The organism is Bacteroidia bacterium (genome assembly GCA_041391665.1).
Classification (GTDB): domain Bacteria; phylum Bacteroidota; class Bacteroidia; order J057; family J057; genus JAGQVA01.
Window position 1 is genome coordinate 191,562 of sequence record JAWKNO010000001.1, and the last position, 22,623, is coordinate 214,184.

The 22,623-nt window shown below is 46.1% G+C and carries 16 protein-coding genes; 9 read left to right on the forward strand and 7 right to left on the reverse strand.

What is annotated here, in order from left to right:
* Nucleotides 1-28 precede the first annotated feature (28 nt).
* Nucleotides 29-1,318 carry an NADH-quinone oxidoreductase subunit NuoF gene (nuoF, locus tag R3D00_00815; GenBank protein MEZ4771688.1) on the forward strand — a complete coding sequence of 430 codons (1,290 nt, stop codon included), beginning with the start codon at nucleotides 29-31 and terminating at the stop codon, nucleotides 1,316-1,318.
* 159 nt (nucleotides 1,319-1,477) lie between these two features.
* Here nuoF and rpmF read toward each other — a convergent pair whose 3' ends face one another.
* From rpmF to R3D00_00830, 3 genes are read right to left on the reverse strand one after another with little or no spacing between them, the layout of a single operon-like run.
* Complete coding sequence (gene rpmF / locus R3D00_00820) at nucleotides 1,478-1,663, reverse strand: 50S ribosomal protein L32 (protein ID MEZ4771689.1); 186 nt, start codon at nucleotides 1,661-1,663, stop codon at nucleotides 1,478-1,480.
* A 40-nt stretch (nucleotides 1,664-1,703) separates the two neighbouring features.
* The gene (locus R3D00_00825; protein MEZ4771690.1) at nucleotides 1,704-2,384 is read right to left on the reverse strand and encodes a DUF177 domain-containing protein; all 681 of its coding nucleotides are present in this window, start codon (nucleotides 2,382-2,384) and stop codon (nucleotides 1,704-1,706) included.
* A gap of 43 nt (nucleotides 2,385-2,427) precedes the next feature.
* Nucleotides 2,428-3,582 (reverse strand): acyloxyacyl hydrolase, encoded by a 1,155-nt coding sequence (locus R3D00_00830; protein MEZ4771691.1) that lies wholly within the window; start codon nucleotides 3,580-3,582, stop codon nucleotides 2,428-2,430.
* Between the two features lie 144 nt (nucleotides 3,583-3,726).
* On the opposite strand from R3D00_00830, the gene R3D00_00835 reads away from it, so the two are divergent.
* Together R3D00_00835 and R3D00_00840 are read left to right on the forward strand one after the other, a co-directional pair.
* Nucleotides 3,727-4,482 carry an NlpC/P60 family protein gene (locus tag R3D00_00835; GenBank protein MEZ4771692.1) on the forward strand — a complete coding sequence of 252 codons (756 nt, stop codon included), beginning with the start codon at nucleotides 3,727-3,729 and terminating at the stop codon, nucleotides 4,480-4,482.
* Nucleotides 4,476-4,982, forward strand: a complete 507-nt coding sequence (locus tag R3D00_00840) for an HNH endonuclease (GenBank protein MEZ4771693.1) — start codon at nucleotides 4,476-4,478, stop codon at nucleotides 4,980-4,982. The genes R3D00_00835 and R3D00_00840 overlap by 7 nt, the downstream gene beginning before the upstream one ends.
* A gap of 7 nt (nucleotides 4,983-4,989) precedes the next feature.
* On the opposite strand, the gene dacB is transcribed toward R3D00_00840, so the two are convergent.
* Entirely contained in the window at nucleotides 4,990-6,474 is a 1,485-nt protein-coding gene (gene dacB / locus R3D00_00845; GenBank protein MEZ4771694.1) for a D-alanyl-D-alanine carboxypeptidase/D-alanyl-D-alanine-endopeptidase, read from the reverse strand.
* A gap of 214 nt (nucleotides 6,475-6,688) precedes the next feature.
* Here dacB and R3D00_00850 point away from each other — a divergent pair, with 214 nt between their 5' ends.
* A complete protein-coding gene (locus R3D00_00850; GenBank protein ID MEZ4771695.1) occupies nucleotides 6,689-7,135 on the forward strand; it encodes a hypothetical protein in 447 nt (148 codons plus the stop codon).
* A gap of 11 nt (nucleotides 7,136-7,146) precedes the next feature.
* Here the strand turns inward: R3D00_00850 and R3D00_00855 are convergent, their stop codons facing one another.
* Complete coding sequence (locus R3D00_00855; protein ID MEZ4771696.1) at nucleotides 7,147-8,187, reverse strand: site-specific DNA-methyltransferase; 1,041 nt, start codon at nucleotides 8,185-8,187, stop codon at nucleotides 7,147-7,149.
* 110 nt (nucleotides 8,188-8,297) lie between these two features.
* Here R3D00_00855 and R3D00_00860 point away from each other — a divergent pair, with 110 nt between their 5' ends.
* Both R3D00_00860 and R3D00_00865 read left to right on the forward strand, forming a co-directional pair.
* Nucleotides 8,298-9,599: an acetylxylan esterase gene (locus R3D00_00860; GenBank protein MEZ4771697.1), complete on the forward strand. Its 1,302-nt coding sequence runs from the start codon at nucleotides 8,298-8,300 to the stop codon at nucleotides 9,597-9,599.
* A 138-nt stretch (nucleotides 9,600-9,737) separates the two neighbouring features.
* Complete coding sequence (locus tag R3D00_00865) at nucleotides 9,738-11,219, forward strand: Gfo/Idh/MocA family oxidoreductase (protein MEZ4771698.1); 1,482 nt, start codon at nucleotides 9,738-9,740, stop codon at nucleotides 11,217-11,219.
* A 608-nt stretch (nucleotides 11,220-11,827) separates the two neighbouring features.
* On the opposite strand, the gene R3D00_00870 is transcribed toward R3D00_00865, so the two are convergent.
* On the reverse strand, nucleotides 11,828-14,722 hold the full coding sequence (locus R3D00_00870; GenBank protein MEZ4771699.1) for a carbohydrate binding domain-containing protein: 2,895 nt from the start codon (nucleotides 14,720-14,722) through the stop codon (nucleotides 11,828-11,830).
* Nucleotides 14,723-14,897: 175 nt separating this feature from the next.
* Here R3D00_00870 and R3D00_00875 point away from each other — a divergent pair, with 175 nt between their 5' ends.
* On the forward strand, nucleotides 14,898-17,015 hold the full coding sequence (locus R3D00_00875) for a Na+/H+ antiporter NhaC family protein (protein ID MEZ4771700.1): 2,118 nt from the start codon (nucleotides 14,898-14,900) through the stop codon (nucleotides 17,013-17,015).
* Nucleotides 17,016-17,296: 281 nt separating this feature from the next.
* Nucleotides 17,297-19,426 (forward strand): serine hydrolase, encoded by a 2,130-nt coding sequence (locus R3D00_00880; protein MEZ4771701.1) that lies wholly within the window; start codon nucleotides 17,297-17,299, stop codon nucleotides 19,424-19,426.
* Here the strand turns inward: R3D00_00880 and R3D00_00885 are convergent.
* Complete coding sequence (locus R3D00_00885; protein ID MEZ4771702.1) at nucleotides 19,416-20,084, reverse strand: winged helix DNA-binding protein; 669 nt, start codon at nucleotides 20,082-20,084, stop codon at nucleotides 19,416-19,418. The two genes, R3D00_00880 and R3D00_00885, sit on opposite strands and share 11 nt — an antisense overlap.
* A 122-nt stretch (nucleotides 20,085-20,206) precedes the next feature.
* Here R3D00_00885 and R3D00_00890 point away from each other — a divergent pair, with 122 nt between their 5' ends.
* Nucleotides 20,207-22,594, forward strand: a complete 2,388-nt coding sequence (locus R3D00_00890) for a TonB-dependent receptor (GenBank protein ID MEZ4771703.1) — start codon at nucleotides 20,207-20,209, stop codon at nucleotides 22,592-22,594.
* The last annotated feature ends 29 nt before the right edge of the window (nucleotides 22,595-22,623 follow it).

Below are 22,623 nucleotides of genomic sequence, written 5' to 3' on the forward strand. Positions count from 1 at the left end.
TGAAAATTGTCTAAATATCTGGCAGTACATGGAAAACTGGAGAAATTATAAAAAGATTATTATCCCTGATACACCCAATCTTCATGAGATTTCGGTATATGAGAAGGAAGCGAATGGCTATAATGCACTGAGGTCAGTTTTGACTTCAGACAAATGGTCCAGAAAGGCTGTAGTCGATGAAGTTAAAAAGGCAAATATCAGGGGCCGCGGAGGTGCTGGTTTTAATGCCGGGCTGAAATGGTCTTTTATGCCTCCCAAAAAAGAGGGAGTTCCCCGTTATCTCGCCTGCAATGGTGACGAATCGGAGCCAGGTACACACAAAGACCGCCGCATTTTTGAATATAATCCACACCTTTTCATCGAAGGCGCCATTATTGCCTGCTATGCCATGGAAATGGATGCCGCGTATGTGTATGTTCGCGGTGAATATGCAGATTGGATCGATATGCTCCAGGCTGCAGTTGACCAGGCTTATGCAAAAGGTTATGCCGGGAAAAATATTATGGGCACAGGCCATAATATTGATGTATTTGTCCACAAAGGTGCTGGTGCTTATATCTGTGGAGAGGAAACTTCCCTTATGGAATCACTGGAAGGCAAAAGACCTTACCCTCGGTCCAAACCACCATTCCCTGCACAGTTTGGGCTTTGGGGAAAACCAACTACGATCAATAATGTAGAAACACTGTCCCACGTACCGCATGTGATCAATAACAGCGCGGACTGGTATTTGTCTATTGGTACTCCGACATTTCCTGGCCCAATGTTGTATGGACTTGCCGGACATATCAATCGCCCGGGCATGTATGAGTTTCCGTCAGGAATGCTGATTACTGACTTGATTTATAAAGTTGGTGGCGGTATTCGCGGTGGAAAAAAATTAAAAGCAGTGGTCCCCGGCGGATCTTCCGTTCCGATTCTTACTGCTGATATGATTGAAGGAATTACCATGGACGCAGACTCGCTGCGTACGGTTGGAACTTTTGTCGGAACAGGCGGTATGTGTGTACTCGATGAAGATACAGACATCGTCAAGTTCCTCATCCGGATCGCTAAGTTTTACGACCACGAATCCTGTGGACAGTGTACCCCCTGTCGCGAAGGTACAGGCTGGTTTGTAAAAATGCTCAAGAAAATAGACTCAGGCGAAGGAAACATGCGCGACCTGGATACTTTACTCGAATTGTGCGACAATATGGAAGGCAGAACAGTGTGTGCACTGGCTGATGCAGCTGCATGGCCTGTGAGAAACACCATCAACCGATTCCGTGCAGATTTTGAAGCTAAAATTACTTCCAACGTTTATACTGTTGCATAATCATTCTTTTGTAGCTAATTAATTTGAACATAAAAAAATCCCCGATCCTATGGATTGGGGATTTTTTTATAATCGTATTTGATCTTATGATCTTTTTTCAAAAACAAAACATCCATCAGGTCCTGAAAGGAGCCTGTCGCATGTTATTATGCCAGGGAATTATTCCTCAGCTTTTGCTTCCATTACCTGACGACCACGGTAAAACCCGCTTTCGAGGCTTACCCGGTGATAGAGGGTAGCTTCCCCACTTTCAGGATCAAGATAATAGGATTTAGGCGTCAGTTTGTGATGCGTGCGCCGCTTATCCCTGCGGGTTTTCGATACTTTTCGTTTAGGATGAGCCATTTTCTATTCTGATTATATGTTCTTTATTCTGTTTACGCTTTTACTCTTCGTCCATTTGTTTCCGGATATTTTTTAGCGCATCCCAACGGGGATCTGCTGTTCCTGTGTTTTCGATATCTTCCTCCTCATCTGAATCATCTTCCCACGAATCCTCATCTTCTTCGTCCAGATCAAAATCATCCATATCGAACTCAAAGTCGTCATCAAAATCTTCTTCCAGTTCAAACTCCTCATCTTCCATATCAGACTCTTCATCAGGATCAATGCCCAGCAATGCCAGGACTTCCGGAGCACAAATGTGAACATCTTTCGGCGGAACTCTGCGAATCGGCACCGACATATTGATAAAGTCGTAGATTTCCTGAACCAGCACCAGCTCCGGCTCCATCCTGTCCACGTGCAATACTTCCGTACCTTCAAAATTCATATCCTTATCAAAGGAATAGATGATTCTGTATTGCTCTGCAAAACTATGATCGTAAGGTTGCGTACAACGGTCGCACTCCAATACCATCTTTCCTGAGAAATTAAATTTCACATCCAGATGTGTATTATATCTGACGATCTCCAGCTTTAAGGCAATATCACCATCCCGGATCAACGAATACTCCAATTGATCAAAAAAGCTCCTGCCAATTTCAAAAAACAATTCGTGATTACCATTGCTCAATCGGGCAACATTTATTGAGTAATCACGCTCAAACGCCCTTTTATTTCCCATAGGTTTGCGTTTCGGATTGCAAAGATAGATAAAATTAGAATAACTAAAAACTAACTCCTAAAGTCATTTCAGGATAATCTGCCACTGCATAGTGTGTTTTTAGATAAATTCCTGAAAAAACATTCATCCGGGGGCTATTTTGTGGTTTAAAAAAGTACCATTGTGGTCCAAGTTTGATCCCAAAATAATTTTTCCCTTCAAATGGCCGGTCCACATATAAAAACACCTGCGTAACCAACCCTACCTGACCAAATATAAATTCATGTCCGATATATACGCTCTGACGGAGAAAAGGTGGGTATTGTTCTGAAGGTATATCCTGATTCATAATAAAACTTTTGATAGCCTGGTCAGAAAAGATTTCCCAGCCTACCATCACTTTATTTTTGCGGGAAACCATTTTTGAAACAAATGCTGAAAAGATATAAACCGGGTATTGCGGACCATTGGCTACTTTTTCTTCTTTTAATGCGAGCCCCACGCGAAAATTCAGCATGATTTTTTTATAGTTGCTCGTGGAATCATAAGCAAACGAATAGTATTCTCCCACTGGCTGAAACTGATAATGCAGTCCGGCCTGAGCGATCACTGTATTTAGCCCCAGATTAGGATACCAAACTCTGGCATTCGAAGTATGTACAAAACTGCCGCTGACTCTCAACCGAAAATGTGCATCCAGGCGGATTTCTGTTCCCAGGCTCAGGGTTGTGAGATTATTAAGGTGGGAACCAATGGCCGTATTTTCGGTATTAGTTTGTCTGTCATAGGGACGGGTAATCCAATCCAACCCCATCGCATATCGAAAATAGCTGGAAATATGCCGTGTACGAAAAATGAAAAAATCTCCAAATGGCTGTATCCCGTAGGCTTTCCCCAGTACATCCGGATTGCCAAAGTCCTGAACCGCAATTCTCCAGCCGGCGTAAGGATATCCATTGGCTTTGTGCCAGTATTTGCTGCCATCAGTCTGTTTTCCCAATTCAAGAAAAAATCCTCGTACCGGTCGGAAAACAGGAAAATTCATCAGAGTGGGGCGATGATAGAGAAGTTTTCCCGTAAAATATTCTCCCCCGACCTGAAGACCATGCATAAAACGACTACTCTGCCCCAAAAGCAAATTAGTCAGGCAGATCAACGCAGTCAGAAGAAGATATTTTTTATAACTATTGTACATGCTCAAAAAAATCGCGGTCGCCACAAGACGACCGCTTTGTTGCAAGGAGATTTGGAAGTTAAACTTATATTAATTCTAAATTAAAACTACGGACTAACCCCCAACTCTCCAAAACAATGTATGGGAAAATCATCAGGATATTGTATCTTGGTGCAAATGGCGTTTCCTATGCTATATTTTGCCAGTGAAGCCGTAATACCGGTCCGCAGTTCCCCTCAGGAATCTGCGGAAATGGAAACCCAGCTCATTTTCGGAGAAACTTGCCTATGCCTGGAACAAATACCCAGCTGGTGGAAAATCCGGGTATCTGACGATAACTACGAAGGGTGGGTCAATCCCCGTATGCTGTTAAAAATACCTGAAGAAACGCTTCTTCAAACCACAGACTGGCGGTATGTGATCAACGGTAGCCTGAAAATGAACGATGGTTCTGTTATGCGCCTGCCCTTAGGTGCCCGTATTCCAGAAACACCTGATCACATTATCCGTGTCAACGGACAGACCTGGCGTATTCAACCCGACCTCGAATCATTGGCAAATCAACATGCCCACAACAAAATAGACGTCGCACGCCTGTTTATGAATACCCCTTATCTCTGGGGTGGGAAATCGGGATATGGAATTGATTGCTCCGGGCTCACTCAGCAAGTCTTCCGGATGTGCGGAATACAACTTCCGAGAAATGCTTCCCAACAGGCCGGGACCGGAATGGAAATAGATTTTGAAGAAAGAGATTCCGGCGATCTGGTATTTTTTTCAAAACCTAACCAAAATAAAATCACACACGTAGGAATTCTAAGCAGTAAAGATTCCGTAATACATTCATCCGGAAAAGTTAGAGAAGATATATTTGACAAAAAGGGTATCCTCCACCGCGAAAATGGTGAGTTAACACATCAACTGGTCATAATACGGCGATGGTAATAAGAGATAGTGTTCTAGTCCTGAATCAGGATTATCAGGCAATCAGTGTATGTTCGGCAGAACGGGCTTTCGTACTGGTATTTCTTAAAAAAGCAGAAATGCTGACCTACGATCCTCATGTAAAACTAAGCTCAGTCAACCGGAATTTTCAATATCCATCCATTATCCGCCTCCACCGCTTTATCAATCTCCCCTTCAAAAAAGTGAATCTGTCCCGGCAAAATATATTTAAAAGAGACAGAAACCGATGTGTGTATTGCGGAACCAAAGATACACTCACCATTGATCACGTCATCCCGAAATCCATGGGCGGAAGAGACTCGTGGGACAATCTCGTGACAGCCTGCCAAAGATGTAACTCTAAAAAAGGAAATATGACCCCGGAGCAGGCAGGCATGGAAATGCGCCACCAACCATTCCGACCTTCCTTTGTGATGTTTCTGAGCAACTTCTCGGGAAATATCCGCGACGACTGGAAGCCCTATTTGTACATGTCCTGAGACAAGATCATTTCCCCTCTACTATTTTTACCATCAAAACTTCCATTTTCCTGCGCATCTCTCCCGGGCTGCAATCATAGTGATTGGCAATAATTGTAAACGCCACAACTTTTCCCGTCAGCGTTTCTGCATACCCCGCATAAGCACGCACACCGGAAATAAATCCACTTTTTGCCCGAAGGCGGTTTTCAGCTACGGTACCTTTCAACATAGATTTAAGGGATCCGGATTTACCTGCGACCGGAAGTGAGGCTTCAAAATCGGCAAAGTAGCGGTTTTTATACATTTTACAGAGAATCGATGTCAGCTGAAAAGTACTCAGCACATTATTGGGCGATAACCCACTTCCATCCCGGAGAAACATCCCCTTGGTAAGTACCCCTTGCGCTCGCCAGTAATCCTCCATCGCTTCGGCGCCCTCTTTTGCACTTCCTTCGCGCCCTTTTTCTACAGCAACCTTTTTGCCCAGCGCTTCTGCATACAGATTGATGCTGTACATATTCGTTTGGTAGATAATATCCCGCAGGGTAGGCGAAGTATGAGTATAAATATCTTTGCGGCTGGCAGAAACTGGATTGCCAATGATTTTTTCAAGCCTGATAGTTGATGGATTTCCAGACACTTTTACTCCACAGAGATTCAGCTCTTCTGTAAAACGGGTAGCGCAAAATAATGCCGGATCAGGAATAGAGCCTTTGATAGAAAATACGGATGAGCCAGCAGGAATCGTACCTCTGATATACCTGAGATCTGTATAAGAAGCGCCAAATATATACGCATTGTCGCCGGATCCGGCACTGCCTGTCGTCAGTTCATTGACAAAAGATATCTGCATCGGAGGATCGGTACGGATAATCTCGGTAGCACTTCCCACGGAAGCACCCGGTTTCAGGTCCAGCCGGTAATAATTTTCGTTGAGGTTGAGCCCGGCAGCGCCGGCGCCGTAATAATTGCCCATGTCTTCCCATGGCCATTCACCCGGCGTAAGCTGGGAAGAAAAAACAGAGGCATCGCCGATGATGCGGCCATTTATCGAAGTGATGCCCGCAGCTTTTATTGCCTGCGACCAGATATTCATCACATGTGGCATATCGTAGTTTTCACCAAACCTGTCACTACCCAGTGAAGGGTCACCACTCCCTTTGATGTAAATATTACCTTGCAGTACACCCTGATCGTCAATTTTTCCGTCATGCTGTAAAACCGTTTCAAACCGATATTCAGGCCCCAGCAACGATAAAGCCGTGGCAGTAGTAATCGTTTTCATTGTCGAGGCCGTAGCCAGATTCCGGTCTTTGTCAAATTCGGCGAGAATTTGTCCATTACTGGCATCCATTACGCAAATACTCCAGCTTGCCGTACGCATGTCATTTTCTTTGTCCAGCGCATTTATTGCAGTTTTAAGCTGGGCGTAAGTAGAGACCTGGGAAAAAGACATAACAGGAAAAATCACAAAAAACCACACAGGAAGGCTGTAAAAACAGATTTTCATAATAAATAATTAGTGAATTGATTTGGTCAAATGAATCTAAACAAGATACAGCAGTCATACAAATAAAGCAGAAACTGCGTGAAAGATTACGGGAAATGTAACCAGAGTAAAAAAAATGAAGACAGGTAAGTTTCACAGGGAATGTACATTTCAATTTTCGAAGTTTATTCTGAATATAGAGGAATAATCAGAATCGTATAAATCTTTATTTTCGATGAACGGATTTCAGTCATGTTTCATCCTTGCTTATGATTTATTTACCGGAGGTATTTCTGCTGTCAGACAAAGACTCAAAATATGGAATCATCCTTTTCCACGGTCCATTCCGGCACGAGAACAGGATCTCATCCATCGTATCAACAGAAACGACCAGGCCGAACAACAATTTTTAATCACCACCTTGTCATTGCTTACAACGGCAGTTTTGTGGGCAGCTTTTTTGCCATTGATGATTTTTGGACAACAGTATCAGGAAAAAAAATATCAGGTGCATGAGTACAAAATTCAGTATGAAATACTGGAAAAAGTACAAACGCCTGAATACAGAGTTCGGCTTCATCCAAGTCCGGCTCCTTTAAGCCCCTACAGGAAAAAAAATACAACCAGTTTTTACGAAGAGGGGCGTACCATTTTGCCAGGCGGTTACATCACAGAATATTAGCCGGCGCATTCTTAATTCGAACCCAACTCCACAAATTGAAAATATTCACCCGCGGTTATCACTGAATTTTTCCCGCCAGACAGCTTTTCCTTTGTGGCTTTTATCGCATATTCAGATTGATCGATACCGATCCAAGTGCGTCCATTTTTTTCTGCTGATTTTAACGTGGTACCCGATCCGCAAAAACAATCCAGCACAATACTATCGGGCTCGGAAGAAGTGCGGATAATCAGATCCAGAAGATCAGAATTTTTTTCCGTCGGATAACGGGTGTACTGCGGATCTTTAAATGACCAGATATCCTGAACCCTTTTTCCCTCACGCTCATCTGCATAAATGATTTTCCGCGGGTTGCCTTTCGATGACCATTCAATCAACCCGTTTTTATCCCACTCCTCCAAAGTCGCCACATCCGTGCGCCAATGCCTGCCTTTGGGAGGTTTTCTCCCTTTAAAAATCTGACCGGAATTTCCATTTTCCGTTTCTCCCGGCGCGTGGATCGGAACAGTTGTATAATGCCTTCCATCTTTATCTACTTTCGGAAAAAGTTTGATCAAATCTTTCTCAGAATATTTTTCCCGGGGCTCATTCCAGATAGGGGAGGAGGATTTAGAATAAAAAAGAATCATGTCTTTGATATTTCCATATCCCAGCCGGTCAAAATTTTTGGGGTTACATTTTACTCGGGAGATATCATTCCGGAAATTTTCCATTCCAAAGACTTCATCCATCATCACTTTGACGTAATGACCGATTTTATAGTCGGTATGGACATAGATGGACCCCCGCCCGGATAAAAGCTCTTTAACCAGAATCAACCTTTCTTTTAAAAAATCAATAAATGCTGTGCCTAACAGCTTATCAGAATAAGCAATGTCTCCATTTTTTGTACTGCTGATCGTCGCGGCGCGCCCTTCAGAAAGGGTAAAATTTCCTCCGGTAGCGAAAGGCGGGTCAATATAGACAAGGTCAATTTTCCCTTTCAGTTTTTGAGTTTCCAAAAGGTAATTGAGTCCTTGTATATTTTCACCATATATGAGTAAATTCTGCATTATTTCATCGGAGAGAAATCCTTTTTTTACCCTGATAAGATACCATATTATGAAAAATATGATACCTTTTTGTGATAAATTTTAGAAACCCTCCACAAACCCCTTCTTCCATGAATCAAAAATTTTACATCCGACTCATTCTGCTGCTCATCTTTACGGGTAGCCTTTCTCTTCAGGCGCAACCCAAAAGAGACCGCGATCGCGTGCAGGTCATCGTATCGCCCGAAGAAACCGACTGGACTTACCAAACCGGCGACCGGGCAGATTTCCATGTCATGGTTCTGCGCGATGGGCAACCTATTGCCAATCAGGCCATCACTTACAAAATCGGTCCAGAAATGCTCCCCGCCACAGAAACGGGCGAACTCACCCTCAAAGAAGGACATGGCACGATCAAAGGACTGAAAATGAAAGATCCCGGATTTTTGCGCTGTGAAGCAGAGGCCGTCGTTGACGGGAAAACCTACCGTTCCTGGGGAACTGCCGGATTTTCTCCCGAACAACTTCGACCTGTCGTCGTGCCACCACTGGATTTTAAAGACTTTTGGACACAGGCAAAGGCCGAGCTCGCCAATATCCCGATTGATGCCAGGATGACCCTTTTGCCCGAACGTTGTACTGAAAAAACCAATGTCTATCATCTCAGCCTCGCCAATATTGGCGGCAGCCGCTACTACGGCATTCTTTGTGTGCCCAAAGCGCCCGGCAAATATCCCGCGCTGCTACATGTGCCCGGCGCGGGTGCAAGGCCCTATTATGGAAATGTGACAGATGCAGACAAAGGCGTGATTACTCTGACCGTAGGCATTCACGGCGTACCGGTAACGATGGATACAGACGTTTACAACGACATGATGCGCGGTGCCATCAGTGGATACTGGATCAACAAACTCGACGACAAAGACCAGTATTATTACAAAAGAGTGTATTTGGGTTGTGTCAGAGCCATTGACTACATTTTCTCCATGCAGGAATTTAACGGAACAGAGCTGGCCGTAACGGGTGGAAGCCAGGGTGGGGCACTTTCCATTGTCATAGCCGGTCTTGACTCCCGGGTAAAATATCTCGCAGCTTTTTATCCCGCCCTTTGCGACCTGACAGGTTATCTCGAAGGACGCGCCGGCGGCTGGCCACATATGTTTCGCGATTTCAACGCTGAGGCACATCCCAAATGGAAGGAAGTTTCTGCCTATTACGACGTCGTAAATTTTGCCCGTCAGGTGACCATTCCCGGATGGTATTCGTGGGGATATAATGATAATGTTTGTCCGCCAACTTCCACATTTTCAGCCTACAACGTCATCGATGCACCCAAAGAACTTTATCTGGCCTACGAAACCGCCCACTGGACCTTCCCCGAGCAACAGGAAATCGCCAACAAATGGCTCATGGAAAAACTGGGGGTCAGATAGCCATTGCCACTTTTTTTAGAAAAAAGTGGCGCAAAAAATCGGAAAATTCTATGCCACGCCACAAGCCGCCCCAGTCCGCCGAATTTTCCAGGCCAACCCACATTTACTTGATTAATATCTAAACATACTCCATAAATTATGAAAGATAAAAACAACTCAACAACCAGTTACTCCCGCCGTCAATTTGTGAAAAGTACGGCGCTTGCGGCCGCTGGCCTTACCATTGTGCCCCGCCACGTGCTGGGCAGAGGATTTATTCCGCCGAGCGACAAACTCAATATCGCTGCCATCGGCTGCGGAGGGAAAGGATTCTCCGATATCAAAAATGCCTGGAACAACGGAGCAGAAAACGTCACCGCCCTATGCGATGTGGACACCAGCTCCGCCTCCCGTGCGCGCGAACTTCTCCCAAACGCCAAATTTTACAAAGACTTCCGCGTCATGCTGGAAGAAATGAACAGCGACATCGACGCTGTCACCATTTCCACCCCCGACCACGTACACGGCCTCGCCGCCATGACTGCCATGCAACTGGGCAAACACGTCTATGTACAAAAGCCCCTCACGCACAATATCCGCGAGGCCCGCATGCTCACCGAAGCTGCCCGCAAATACAAAGTTGTATCGCAAATGGGCAACCAGGGCGCATCCAACCCCGGCCAGCAGCAGATGATCGACTGGTTTTCAAAAGGGATCATCGGAAAGGTGCACACCGTTCATGTCTGGACAAACCGTCCGGTATGGCCGCAGGGAATTCCTGTTCCGACAGAAAAACCACCCATGCCCGAACAGCTCAGCAAGTCAGACTGGGATCTGTTTATCGGACCGGCCGATTATGTAGATTATCATCCGCTGTATCACCCGTTTAAATGGCGCGGCTGGTGGAATTTTGGTACAGGCGCGTTGGGCGATATGGGATGTCATCTGATCGACCCGCCATTTCGGGTGTTGGGATTGGGATATCCGACCGAGGTTGAGTGCAGCGTAGGGCAGGTATTTACCAAAGACTGGGTGCCGGAATATATTCCCGAAGGATGTCCGCCTTCTTCTTATGTACAATTGTCTTTCGGACCAACAGAAAAAAATAAATCCCCCCTGAAAATGATCTGGTCCGACGGCGGCATTCGTCCGTTTCATCCCGACCTGATTCCGGCCGCGGACTGGCTCGGCGAGAAGGGAAGCGCCAACGGCGTGCTGATGATCGGCACCAAAGGCATCATGAGTTGCGGCGTATACGGACTTACCCCACAGGTTTACCTCAAAAGCGGCGAAAAACTCACTATGCCTGAAGACTATCACACCAGCAACCCCAACGAAAAACTTACGGAATATGGCCACCAGGTATCGTGGGCGCAGGCGTGTAAGGCAGGATTTGGCACCAATGAACATAAAGCATTGACCTCATCATTTGACTATTCGGGTCCATTGACCGAAACCGTGCTCATGGGCAACCTCGCCATCCGGAGTTATTCCCTCGCCAACAATCCCACCGAACGCGGCAAAGCGGACTATTATGGCAGAAAAAAACTGTTGTGGGACGGCCCGAATATGAAGATCACCAACTTCGACGAAGCCAACCAATTTGTGGGACGGCAGTACCGGAAGGGGTGGGAGGTGTAGGATAGCTACTTTTTGGCGTCAAAAAGTAGCGCAAAAACCGCCGAAATCCCTGTCCAACGCGCAGCCCATCCCCCGACCGCCGGATTTCGGTGGCCGGCTCGAACCTGCAAATCGAAGATGTTTTACATGTATATGCCCATGGCTAAGAAATTTCGGCCATGGGCTTTTTTATTTTCCATATCTCTGAGCGCCAAACGGCGCATCTCATTTGAAAAAATGGGGGCGGGCACATTTGTGCTACCGATATTACGGTCCTAACGGATCTTTGTGCCTGCGGCACGCTGATATTTTGTGCCTTTGGCACATATCATGGGGTGTCGTCTGACACCAGGTCCGGTAGGACCGCAATGACGGTTGACATTTGGCCACAGCTTTTTTTATTTCCCATATCTCTGCGCGCTTAAACGCGCAAGCCTACGCTTCTCCGAAAGGAGTGCTTCGGGCTCTTCGGGGTTCGGCCTATGGCCCCAATTTTCCCGCCAGTTCCTCTTTCAAGAGGGACGGCCGCGCGGAAGGGAGTTCGACAAATATTGCGCCCTGCGGCGCAATCCCGGTGGTTTCGACTCCGCTCAACCACCGGTGATCAGAAGCCCCAGCCATCTCATACCTCACTCCCGATACACTTTCTTCACCACAACTCCCTCCCGCATATACACGCGCACCATGTACATACCTGCGGCAAGTTCGCTCAGGTTGATTTCTGTTTGTGGCTCTGCGGGGTGCCCGCTTTTGATCGTGCGGCCTGAAAGGTCGGTAAGCTCCCATCGTTTGATGGGGGTATCGGCTTCCAGCCTTACTTTTTCAACCGCCGGGTTGGGGTAGAGGCGTACCGCCGTTTCGGGTAGTCGTGGATCTACGCCAATGGTGATGCCAAAGGCTTCCATTCCATACCACATCGTCTGGTCTGTGTCCTGGTAAAGCTGAAAGCGGAATTTTCCGTTTGCCTGCGGTAAAATCGTGCGGGTTTTTCCCTGCTGCGCAGCACCCGTTGCATCGAGGGGAATAAGGTGGATCGAGTCGGCGATGATGTTGAGTTCGAGGTCGAGATTCAATGACTGGATTTTGGTGGGGGCACTTCCCCAGTTGTTGTTGACGGTACTCGCTCCCTGCCAAAGCATGCCTGTATTCTGTATGCGCGAACTGACAGCTATCAGTGAACGCGAAGCGCCACGTAAAACATCGTCAGTCAGCGAAACCCAGTTGACACTGCCAAAATGGTTGCCGCTGATCATTTTCAGCGGGCCGCTCTGATATCCGCCCATGCCAGGCAGATTTCCGGTGATCGACAGGAGTTTGTCTGTTTCAATGGTAAGGGCTCCGGGATTGGGGGCAAAACGAAGTGTATTATTGGCATAATAAACCGACGATGGTGTCGAAGCCGGACTCAGGCCTGAAGGGGAAGTGGCATCCGTATCTCCGATTTTTACGCCGTGGGTAAGGGAAATGAGGTTGTCGTAAGGCACAAAATGTTCCCACCTTCCTGCATTGTCCTGTAGGGGGAGGCCAAATATATAGTCTTTGGTATAATCGACCACGTGGGGTTGAGGGTCTTCGGGGATAATCCCATTCCTGAAAGCCCATGCATAAACGGGAAATAATCCCATCACCGCGTGGTTTCTTCCAAGGGCAAAGTATCCGGGCACGCGGTCGCTGTCCCAATTGCCGGTTTCTTCGTGGTAAGTAAAAAACATGATCCCGTCCACTCCGTGAAGGGCGCTGTACCCGGCGAGTATTGGCACCATTTCTACCTGATAAATATTAGGATAGGCATGGTTGTACTCGCTGAGGGTGAAGGGTTTATCTGCCACCTGCAATCCGCCAAGTACGGAAGGAATGGTGCCGAGGCGCTCATTCTGCAACATCGGGCTATTGTTGATCTGCCAGTCGGTGGCGGACCAGGGTACGTTGGGAAACCAGGGGTGATCCCAGTAGCTATGGTCATCGACATAGTCCAGGTCGGAAGCCGAATACACATCGCCCGGGCCTGTCATGGCATTTACCCCTGAAATGGGAACCTGTACCCCGAGGCTGTCGCGAAGGAAACTCCGCATTTCGTTGAAATAGGCTTTTTGTATTTCGAGGTAAAACTCGGCCATATCCGCCACCCGTTGCGGATGAAAGCTGAGCCTTTCTGCATAGGGAATGCGCCGGATTGTACCTGAGGTAAGGTCTTCACCCGGCTCAAGCCCGGTGATCACGGGTTTTCCCATTGAAAAGTCGTCAAACCACACAGGGCCGGTTTGATTGTTGAAGTCGAAGGTCAATCTGACCTGGCCGACGTTATTTTCGGGTGCGCTGACAGTAAAGGTATAGGTCTGCCATTGGGTAGTCAGTTGGAAAGACGCACCGCCATACCAGGTATAGGGATCATTGTGCCGCATGACGCCGGCATTGATCTGGCGCACCCGGTCGGCTCTGGCCTTAAATTTTATCTGATACGATGAGTCTTTCTGAAAAGTCATTCCTGCCTGCATAAACTGTAAGTGCCAGTTGGTACCGGTAACGGTATTGACGGTTACTTTTCCTGACTGACTGCCGGAAGCGGGAGACTGGTTGTCTGCAGTGAAAGTAGCCGATGCGCCGGAATGGAGTTCAAGCATCCAGTTTTGTGTGCCGGATTCAAACCCTGGATTGAGCAATTGCTGGGTTCCGGTCTGGTTCATGCCGCTTACGTCCCAGGCAGCGGCAAGGGTGGACTGGTTTCCATACTTCTGGATCAGAAAATCATACCACCGCTGGTCGAGCGAATCGGCGTGGCGTTTCATAATCCCGCCGCCATTGGCGAAGGGGCTGAGTTTGTTTTCCTTCCAGAATCCGTAGAGGGTATTTTCATTGGTGATTTCGACCATTGCCACGACGGGATCATTGGCCAAAGGAACTCCGGTATATGGATTAATTGTTCCGAGAAGCTGGGTGGCGTATTCTTTTTGAAGTGTTATGAGTTGTCTGTCGAAAATGGTTACACCTTTGCCAAACTCTCCGATTGAGTCGGCATTCAATACACCGTCTCCGGGTAAAAATGTCCGGGAAACATGAAGGTTGATATTCGCATAAACGCCTTCATTTTTCATCGCTGCCAGCAATGCAAACAACCGGTCGAGACTGGTAGGGCTGAGTTGGCGGGTATTTCCTGTACCTCTGATAAATATGGTTCCGCTGTTGTCTGTCCATGGATTGTCCATATGGTGAAACCGGAGGAGGTTTATGCCCATTTTCCTCATTCTTCCTGCAATCTGAGGGGCCAGATTTGTCGGGGGAAAACAACCGCCGGTAGTCAGGTTTCCACCCCAAAACCGAATGGGTGCGCCACCTGAGGTAAAATGTCCGTTTCCATCAGAGTCGATAAAATCGGTAATCGTATATCGGGGGAAAACGGGCAGATAGGTCTGAGATGTAGAATCATATCCGGGCAGAGGAAAGGAAAATCCACCGGAAAAGTTTTGGGAAAATGCCGGCAAAATTGAAAACCAGCTCAGTAGCAGCGTCAGTATTGGTCGTGTCATTGTGTATGTGGTTTGTGATTTTGTTGGGGAAAATTGTATTATTGTTTTAACCTATGAAAATACAAAAGATTTTGATGTTTGTTTTTGATGTTTTGGGCCTGCCCTTCGGGTAGGCTTTTTTTGTATGATTCGCTGTTTTTTCACATCTTTCCTCTTTACCGCAAATTCCGCGTTTATGAAAGAATCCAGCCTTTATCTTTCGGCTAATTTAGACAACAGAAGAGTAGAATTAGCCACAAAGAACATAATGGGTGCACAAAGTACACAAAGGGCGTTACTTCTTAGTGCCCTCCGTGCCTTCTTAGTGCCCTTTGTGGTTTTTCCTGGTAAGGTTATCATATTTCTTTTTCTGGCTTCATCTTTTTTCCTTACTCCGATTTTCGCTCAGGAATCCATTTTTTCCGATAAAAACGTATCTGTCGAAGGTCCGGAATATTTCAGAAAAGACCATCCTGGCAATATCCTGATTACGCTTTCAGACTCTCTGGCTCTGAGAAAGGAGGTGGAAGTTTCGGTTGAAGGAAAAACACTTATTCTTCCTGTAAATGAGGGAGTTGTGACATTCGAATATACCCCAACCGAAGTGAAGGAAAAACTTTCTGTCAGGGTAGGGGACTACGAAACTTCTCTTGAAACGGAAGTGGCGGCTTTTCCGCTCTGGCTGTCAATCCTTCCGCCACTGATTGCGATTATCATGGCGCTGATTTTCAGAGAGGTGATTGTGTCTTTGTTTATAGGTATATTTTTCGGGGCGGCGGTTTTGGGTTATTATCAATCGGGTTCTGTTGCTGGAATTTTCAGCGGTTTTCTCGATGTGGTAGGCGAATATGTCATTTCTTCCATTACCGACCCTGACCACGTTTCGATTATTGTTTTTTCCATGCTTATCGGCGGAATGGTTGCCGTTATCTCCCGCAATGGTGGTATGCAGGGAATTGTGAATATTATTTCAAAGTTTGCCAAAACCGCAGTTACCGGGCAATTTGCCACCTGGCTTTTGGGACTGGTCATATTTTTTGATGACTATGCCAACAGCCTGGTTGTGGGAAATACCATGCGCTCAGTTACGGACCGGTTGAAGGTTTCCCGCGAAAAGCTGAGTTATATCGTTGACTCTACTGCTGCCCCGGTTTCGGCCCTGGCATTTATCACGACGTGGATCGGCGCCGAGCTCGGCTATATTGAAGATGGGATCTCCCAGTTGCACAATTTCCCCGAAGGACTAAGCCCTTATTCTATTTTCCTGAATTCTGTCCCCTATGCATTTTACCCGATCCTTACGCTGGTTTTTATGTTGTTTATCATTTTTTCCCGGCGGGATTTTGGTCCGATGTACAAAGCTGAAGTACGGGCCAGAACTACAGGCCGTGTAAGTCTGGGGCGGAGTGGAAATCAGGAAAATTCCGAAGCCGCTGAAGAAGTGGAAGAAGAACTTCGCCACTTCCAGCCACTCGAAGGAATTCGCCCCCGGGCTTTTAATGCCGTCATACCTGTGATTGTGCTGGTAGGAGGTGTTTTGGCCGGACTCTTATATACAGGATATTCCCAGGAGGTGTGGTCTGATACGGAATTGAGTTTTGTGCGCAAACTTTCTCAAACCATCGGTAACAGTAATTCTTACGCTGCACTGATTTGGGCGTCGCTCTCTGCGGTTACCGTGGCGATGATCATGACGCTCGGCCAGCGAATGATGAAATTGCCGGATGCCGTCGAAACCATGGTCCACGGTTTCAAAGCCATGATGGGCGCAATCATGATTCTGATTATGGCCTGGTCCCTTCAGGGAATTACCAATCATATGCATACCGCCGATTTTGTCATCAGCCAGCTCGGCAATTCGCTTTCTCCAGTCTGGATTCCGGCGATTACATTTGTGCTCGCTGCGTTGATCTCTTTTTCCACCGGATCTTCCTGGAGCACGATGGCGATCCTTTACCCGCTGATGATTCCGCTTACCTGGCAAATTTCAGTAAATACGGGAATGGAACCCGCAGCGGCACTGCCGATTTTTTACAATATGGTGGCGTCTCTTCTCGCCGGTTCTGTTTTGGGAGATCATTGTTCGCCCATATCTGATACTACGATTCTCAGTTCGCTGGCATGTTCCTGCAATCATGTCGACCACGTACGCACACAGCTGACTTATGCATTGACAGTAGGAGGGGTTGGTACCCTTCTCGGCATTATTCCTTCTGCTTTTGGGTTGCCCAATGCGCTAAGCTTTATCCTTTCAGCCGGTGTACTGTTTGCGGTTGTCAGATTCGTGGGAAAACCTGTTCCGGAAGCTGCGTAAAAAATCATGGGCAAAATTGCTACGAACCGCAAAATTTTATGCGGGAACCGGGTGTTTTTTGCGCGCTAACTGTTAAAATTTATACACAAACCGGTGAATTTCGCATTTCGTAAAATTCAGGGCAAACACACAATATAAAACACTGCAAATCAAACAATTAACTCCAATTCCTTATATACCGAAAAATCATATTTTCCTTGTTTCGGGAAAGGTCAAAATTGGAAATGAGGCAACATATTTGATAATTAAGATGTCTAATAGCCAACAGAGTCTTAATTATCATGTATTCCATTAAAGAAGGGTTCTATATTTTATTAATCCCTCTGGCAATCGGTTTGTTGCTATTAGGAATTTCTGTGGGTTTTCCAGACTCACCCGAGCCGGATGTGCATATGTACCAGACCTTCGAAGTAACTGTTTGGACAGATTCTTCCGCCTCCAAAAACAATGGGATTCCTGTCGTACAATTATCCTCCCGCGAAGCTGTCATTGCTTCGATGATTATGGTCCAAAATCAGACGGAAACCCTTCCGTTTAAAAACCTCAGTCAGAAAAATTTTCACGTCATCACGATCGGCAATCCGCTTCCTTCTTTTGAAAAATATATTCGTCTGTATACCCAGACTTCCACCCAGCAGGTCAGGATGGTAGAAGATGTGGATATGGAAGAATTGTCATACTTCAACCCGGTCATTATTGCCCTCAACTTACCTCAGCAAAATCGCTATATCATCCAGCAGTTTTTGGAGAATATCCGCAAACAGTCTGAAGTGATTGTGGTTAATTTTGGTGAATATGACATTCTCAAACCTATTTCCGAATTTCCCACCATTCTTCAGGCACCCAACAGTCAGCTGGCATCTCAGGAAGTTGCCGCTCAGGTTTTGTTTGGGGGAATCGGCACATCCCGCAGCCTTCCTCAATATATGGCAGAAGAGCTAGGGTTGAGAAAAAATTATTCCACCACCCAGACCCGCCTTGCTTATTCCTATCCGGAATATGTGGGTATATCTTCCGATAGCCTGGCCAAAATTGACCGTATCATCGCAGAAGGAATTGAAAATTTTGCCATGCCCGGCTGTCAGGTTTTGGTAGCTAAAGGCGGACAAGTGATCTACAACAAATCATTTGGCTATCACACCTACGAGCGCCAGATTCCGGTAAAAGATGAGGACTTGTACGATCTGGCTTCCATTACCAAAGTTGCAGCTACAACTCTGGCAACTATGAAATTGTACGAGGAACAAAAACTTTCTCTCGACGACCATCTCTCACAGTATTTTCACGACGACACTTACGATCCGGTTCCCGTCAAGGTGTACGATACAATTTCCTACCAAAACTATGTGGCATTTCTCGATTCTATCAGAAGAAATCCGGAAGGCCTCATGCTGAAAAAGCAGGATACAATCCGCTATCACGATTCACTCATGCTGGTAGCAAGATGGCAGAGTGCACCAAAAGGGAAAAAAAGCAGCCCGGTTTTTAAAATTTCGCTGGTGGATCTCCTTACCCATACTTCAGGTTTGCAGGCGAGCCTTCCTATTGTACCTTATCAGCGGTATGTAAACAGCGGATTGTTTAGCCGTACTTATGATCAGAACTATTCCATTCCCGTGGCAAACCGGTTTTATCTGCGAAATAATTATCTCGACTCTCTTTGGAATGATACCAAACGACTCCGCCCCGATTCCGCCCATTATCTCTACAGTTGTGTCAATATGATCCTCATGCAGCGGGTTGTGGACTCGATCAACCGCAAGCCGATCAACGAATTTGTGGAAGAAAATTTCTACGAAAAACTCGGTATGCAGACCATGTGCTACAATCCCCGCGAAAGATTTGATCCGGAAAGACTGGTACCTACTGCCAGCGACCGGTGGCGCGGACAAGTCTTGTGCGGAACCGTTCACGATCCTACCGCCGCACTCATGGGTGGGGTTTCGGGAAATGCCGGCCTCTTTTCCAATGCCAACGATCTTGCCATCATGGCTCAAATGTTATTGAACAAAGGTCAGTACGGAGGAGAAAGATTTTTTCAGGATACGACGGTTGAGCGGTTTACTGAAAGATCACGCGGCCACCGTGGGCTGGGGTTTGACAAACCACCCCGCAATACAAATTATATCATTGCGGAAAGTGCTTCACTTTCTACTTATGGGCATACCGGTTTTACCGGGACCTGTGTATGGGTAGATCCTGAAAATGATCTGGTTTTTGTTTTCCTTTCCAACCGCATTCACCCCAGTGTCAGCAACACCAGAATCAATGAAATGCGGATTCGCCAGCGCGTACAACAAGTAGTTTACGACGCAATGGGAATTCCTTATCGCGCGCCGGTTGACCGCAGACAAAAAGAGGATAATGAAGAGTTAAAGGAACCCGAAGTAATTCTCGCCGTCAATAATTAAAATATTTTTCCCGGATTTCCTTTAGTTCACTTTTACGGTCCTGATGATGGATGACCGCGTGAAAGTCATTGAGTTTGTGAAGTAATGGCAAGAGTTGATTTCGCTCTTCTCCGCTGAGGTTACCGGCTACAATATGGGCCACCCCATCCATTTTTTCCATTACATCATTTAGTACTTTTTTTCCTTGGGGCGTGAGTTTCATTCGTTTGGAGCGTTTGTCATTCTGGTCGGAAAAGGATTCCATTAACCCCGCTTTGGTCAGACGTTTGATTACTTCAATTCCGGAGGTAATTTCCAGCAGGTGCAGATTGATCAACTCCGTTTTGGTAAGACTCCCGCGATAGCTGAGCGTTGCCAGAAAAGTAAATTCATCTATGGTTGACAACGGTGTCCCTTCCAGTGCTTTCTTCGAATAGTTTTTTGCGTAACGATACAAATAGCTGATCAACATGGTCATCACTGTCTCCGCCTGTTCATCTACGATATTTTCCATCCCTTCGCGTTTTTCCTGCATTACCAGCCCCGGAGAAGGATAGGATAGATGTTTATTCAGCCAGACAGAAAAAGAAACCATGCTGACCTCCCGGCCATCCGTTTCATTTTCATACGTTTCGAGCAGATTGAGCAATTCTTTCAGCAACGAATAGTTTTGCGCCATGTAACAGGAAAGTAATATGTAAAAGTATTAAAAGCGAAATTATATTTACAAAAACGTAAACAATTTCAGACATATTATGTTTTGCTTTCGTTATTCTTTTTTGGACAAATACTCTAAAATATATGAAAGTGAACATTCTGAAATGGTACAACCTTTTATTTCTGTTTCTGTTTGGTTTAATGGGAAATACCAGTGTACTCTATGCACAAGGGGGGATTATCAGCGGTAGGGTTTATAACGAATTAACAAATCTTCCGCTCGAATATGGAACGATTCTGCTCCAGGGCTCCAACTATGGTGGCTTTACGGATCAGGAAGGGAAATTTGAAATTAAGGGAATTCCACCCGGGCTCTACAACGTAGAAGTGAGATACACCGGCTACAGAACCGAGGTTGTGTATGAGGTTCAGGTAAGTAATTCCAAACCTTATGTGCTGGAGATTGGGATGACCGAAGAAGAAAATACTACAGACTCGGTCAATATTGTTGCGTCGCCTTATAAACAGGTGGAAGAAGCACCGCTTTCACTCCGCACGATAGGAACCAGTGAGATCAAAAGAAATCCCGGCGGAAACAGAGATATCAGCAAGGTAATACAATCGCTTCCTGGCGTAGCCAGCACCGTAAGTTTCCGTAACGATATTCTGATTCGCGGGGGAGCTCCTAACGAAAACCGGTTTTATATCGATGGAATTGAAACGCCCAATATCAATCACTTTGCAACGCAAGGCGCTTCCGGCGGACCGGTAGGGTTGATCAATGTGGATTTTATCGGCGAGGTTGATTTTTTTTCAGGAGCATTTCCCGCCAACCGAGGCAATGCGCTGAGTTCTGTATTTGAATTTCGCCAGCGCGCTGCGCGGGAAGACAGATTGGGATTTACCGCAACTGTCGGAGCCAGCGACCTGGCACTTACCGTCGAGGGGCCGACCGGTGAAAACAGCTCTTTCCTTTTCTCAGCCCGAAGATCCTACCTTCAGCTTCTGTTTAAGGTACTGGCATTACCATTTCTCCCCAACTACAATGACTATCAATACAGACACAAATTCCGTTTCGGCGAAAGACACGAATTAAACATCGTCAGTCTTGGCGCGCTCGATGAATTTCAACTCAACCTGGGTGCAGACTCTACCGATTATCAAAAGTATATTCTGGGAAACCTCCCCGTACAGACACAGTGGAACTATACGATCGGTGCGAGCTATAAATATTTTGGAGATAAAGGTTTCTGGCTCGTAGTCGCCAGCAGGAATATGCTCAACAACCGGGCATATAAATATATCGACAACGTAGAAACCAATGATTTCCTCCTGGACTATACCTCCCAGGAAATCGAAAATAAACTGCGAATTGAGCACACCATCAGAAATAACGGTTTTAAACTCAACTATGGCATCAACTACGAATATGACAAATACAATTCGGATACTTATCAGGTGATTCCAAATGATACGATAGACTTCTTCTCCGAAATGAATTTCTCCCGTTACGGCGCTTTTGCACAAATCAGTAAAAAACTGGCTAAAGACAGACTGGTTCTTTCGCTGGGTGGCAGAATTGACGGGAATACATTTTCAGAAAAAATGTCCAATCCATTTCCACAGTTTTCTCCCCGGTTTTCTGCATCCTTTTACATTACACCTGAGCTCACCTTCAACTTCAATACCGGCATATTCTATCAGCTTCCCCCCTATACGGTCATGGGTTACCGGAATCCCGCAGGAGAACTTGCAAATATTGATATAGATTACATACGCAACAAGCACATCGTCAGTGGTTTAGCCTATACAACTTCTACTAACACTAGATTTTCAATTGAAGGATATTATAAAGACTACGACAGATATCCATTTTTGACGAGAAACTCCATTTCACTTGCAAACCAGGGAGGCGATTTTGGTGTAATTGGCAATGAACCTGCCGTCTCCACTTCCGAAGGCCGCACATATGGAATGGAAGTGTTGATTCAGCAAAGATTGTTTAGGGGTTTTTACGGGATCATTGCATATACGCTCGGTAAAAGTGAATTTCAGGACAATAAGGGAAATTACGTTCCTTCCTCCTGGGACAGTCGCCATATTGTAGCATTGACAGCGGGTAAAAAATTTAAAGGCGAATGGGAAGTAGGTGCAAAATGGAGACTTACCACGGGCACCCCTTATACGCCAGCCAATGTATCTTTATCAAGTCTGAAAAATGTATGGGATGTCACACGCGTACAGACTCCGGATTTCTCGCTTCTCAATACAGAGCGTATTGGCGCATACCACCAGTTGGATATCCGGATAGATAAAAAATGGTTTTTTGAAGCATGGAGCCTCAACCTGTTTATCGATGTCCAGAATGTATATGGATTCAGCGTTCCCGGTGCACCGATTTTGAATGTGGTGAAAGATGAAAATGACATGCCACTTACCGATCCCAACGATCCTTCGCGATATCAGACTTATTTTTTAGATAATGATCTGGGTATTTTCCAGCCAACGCTGGGAATAGTTGTAACCTATTAACACAAATAATCCGATCTTCCGTTATAGCT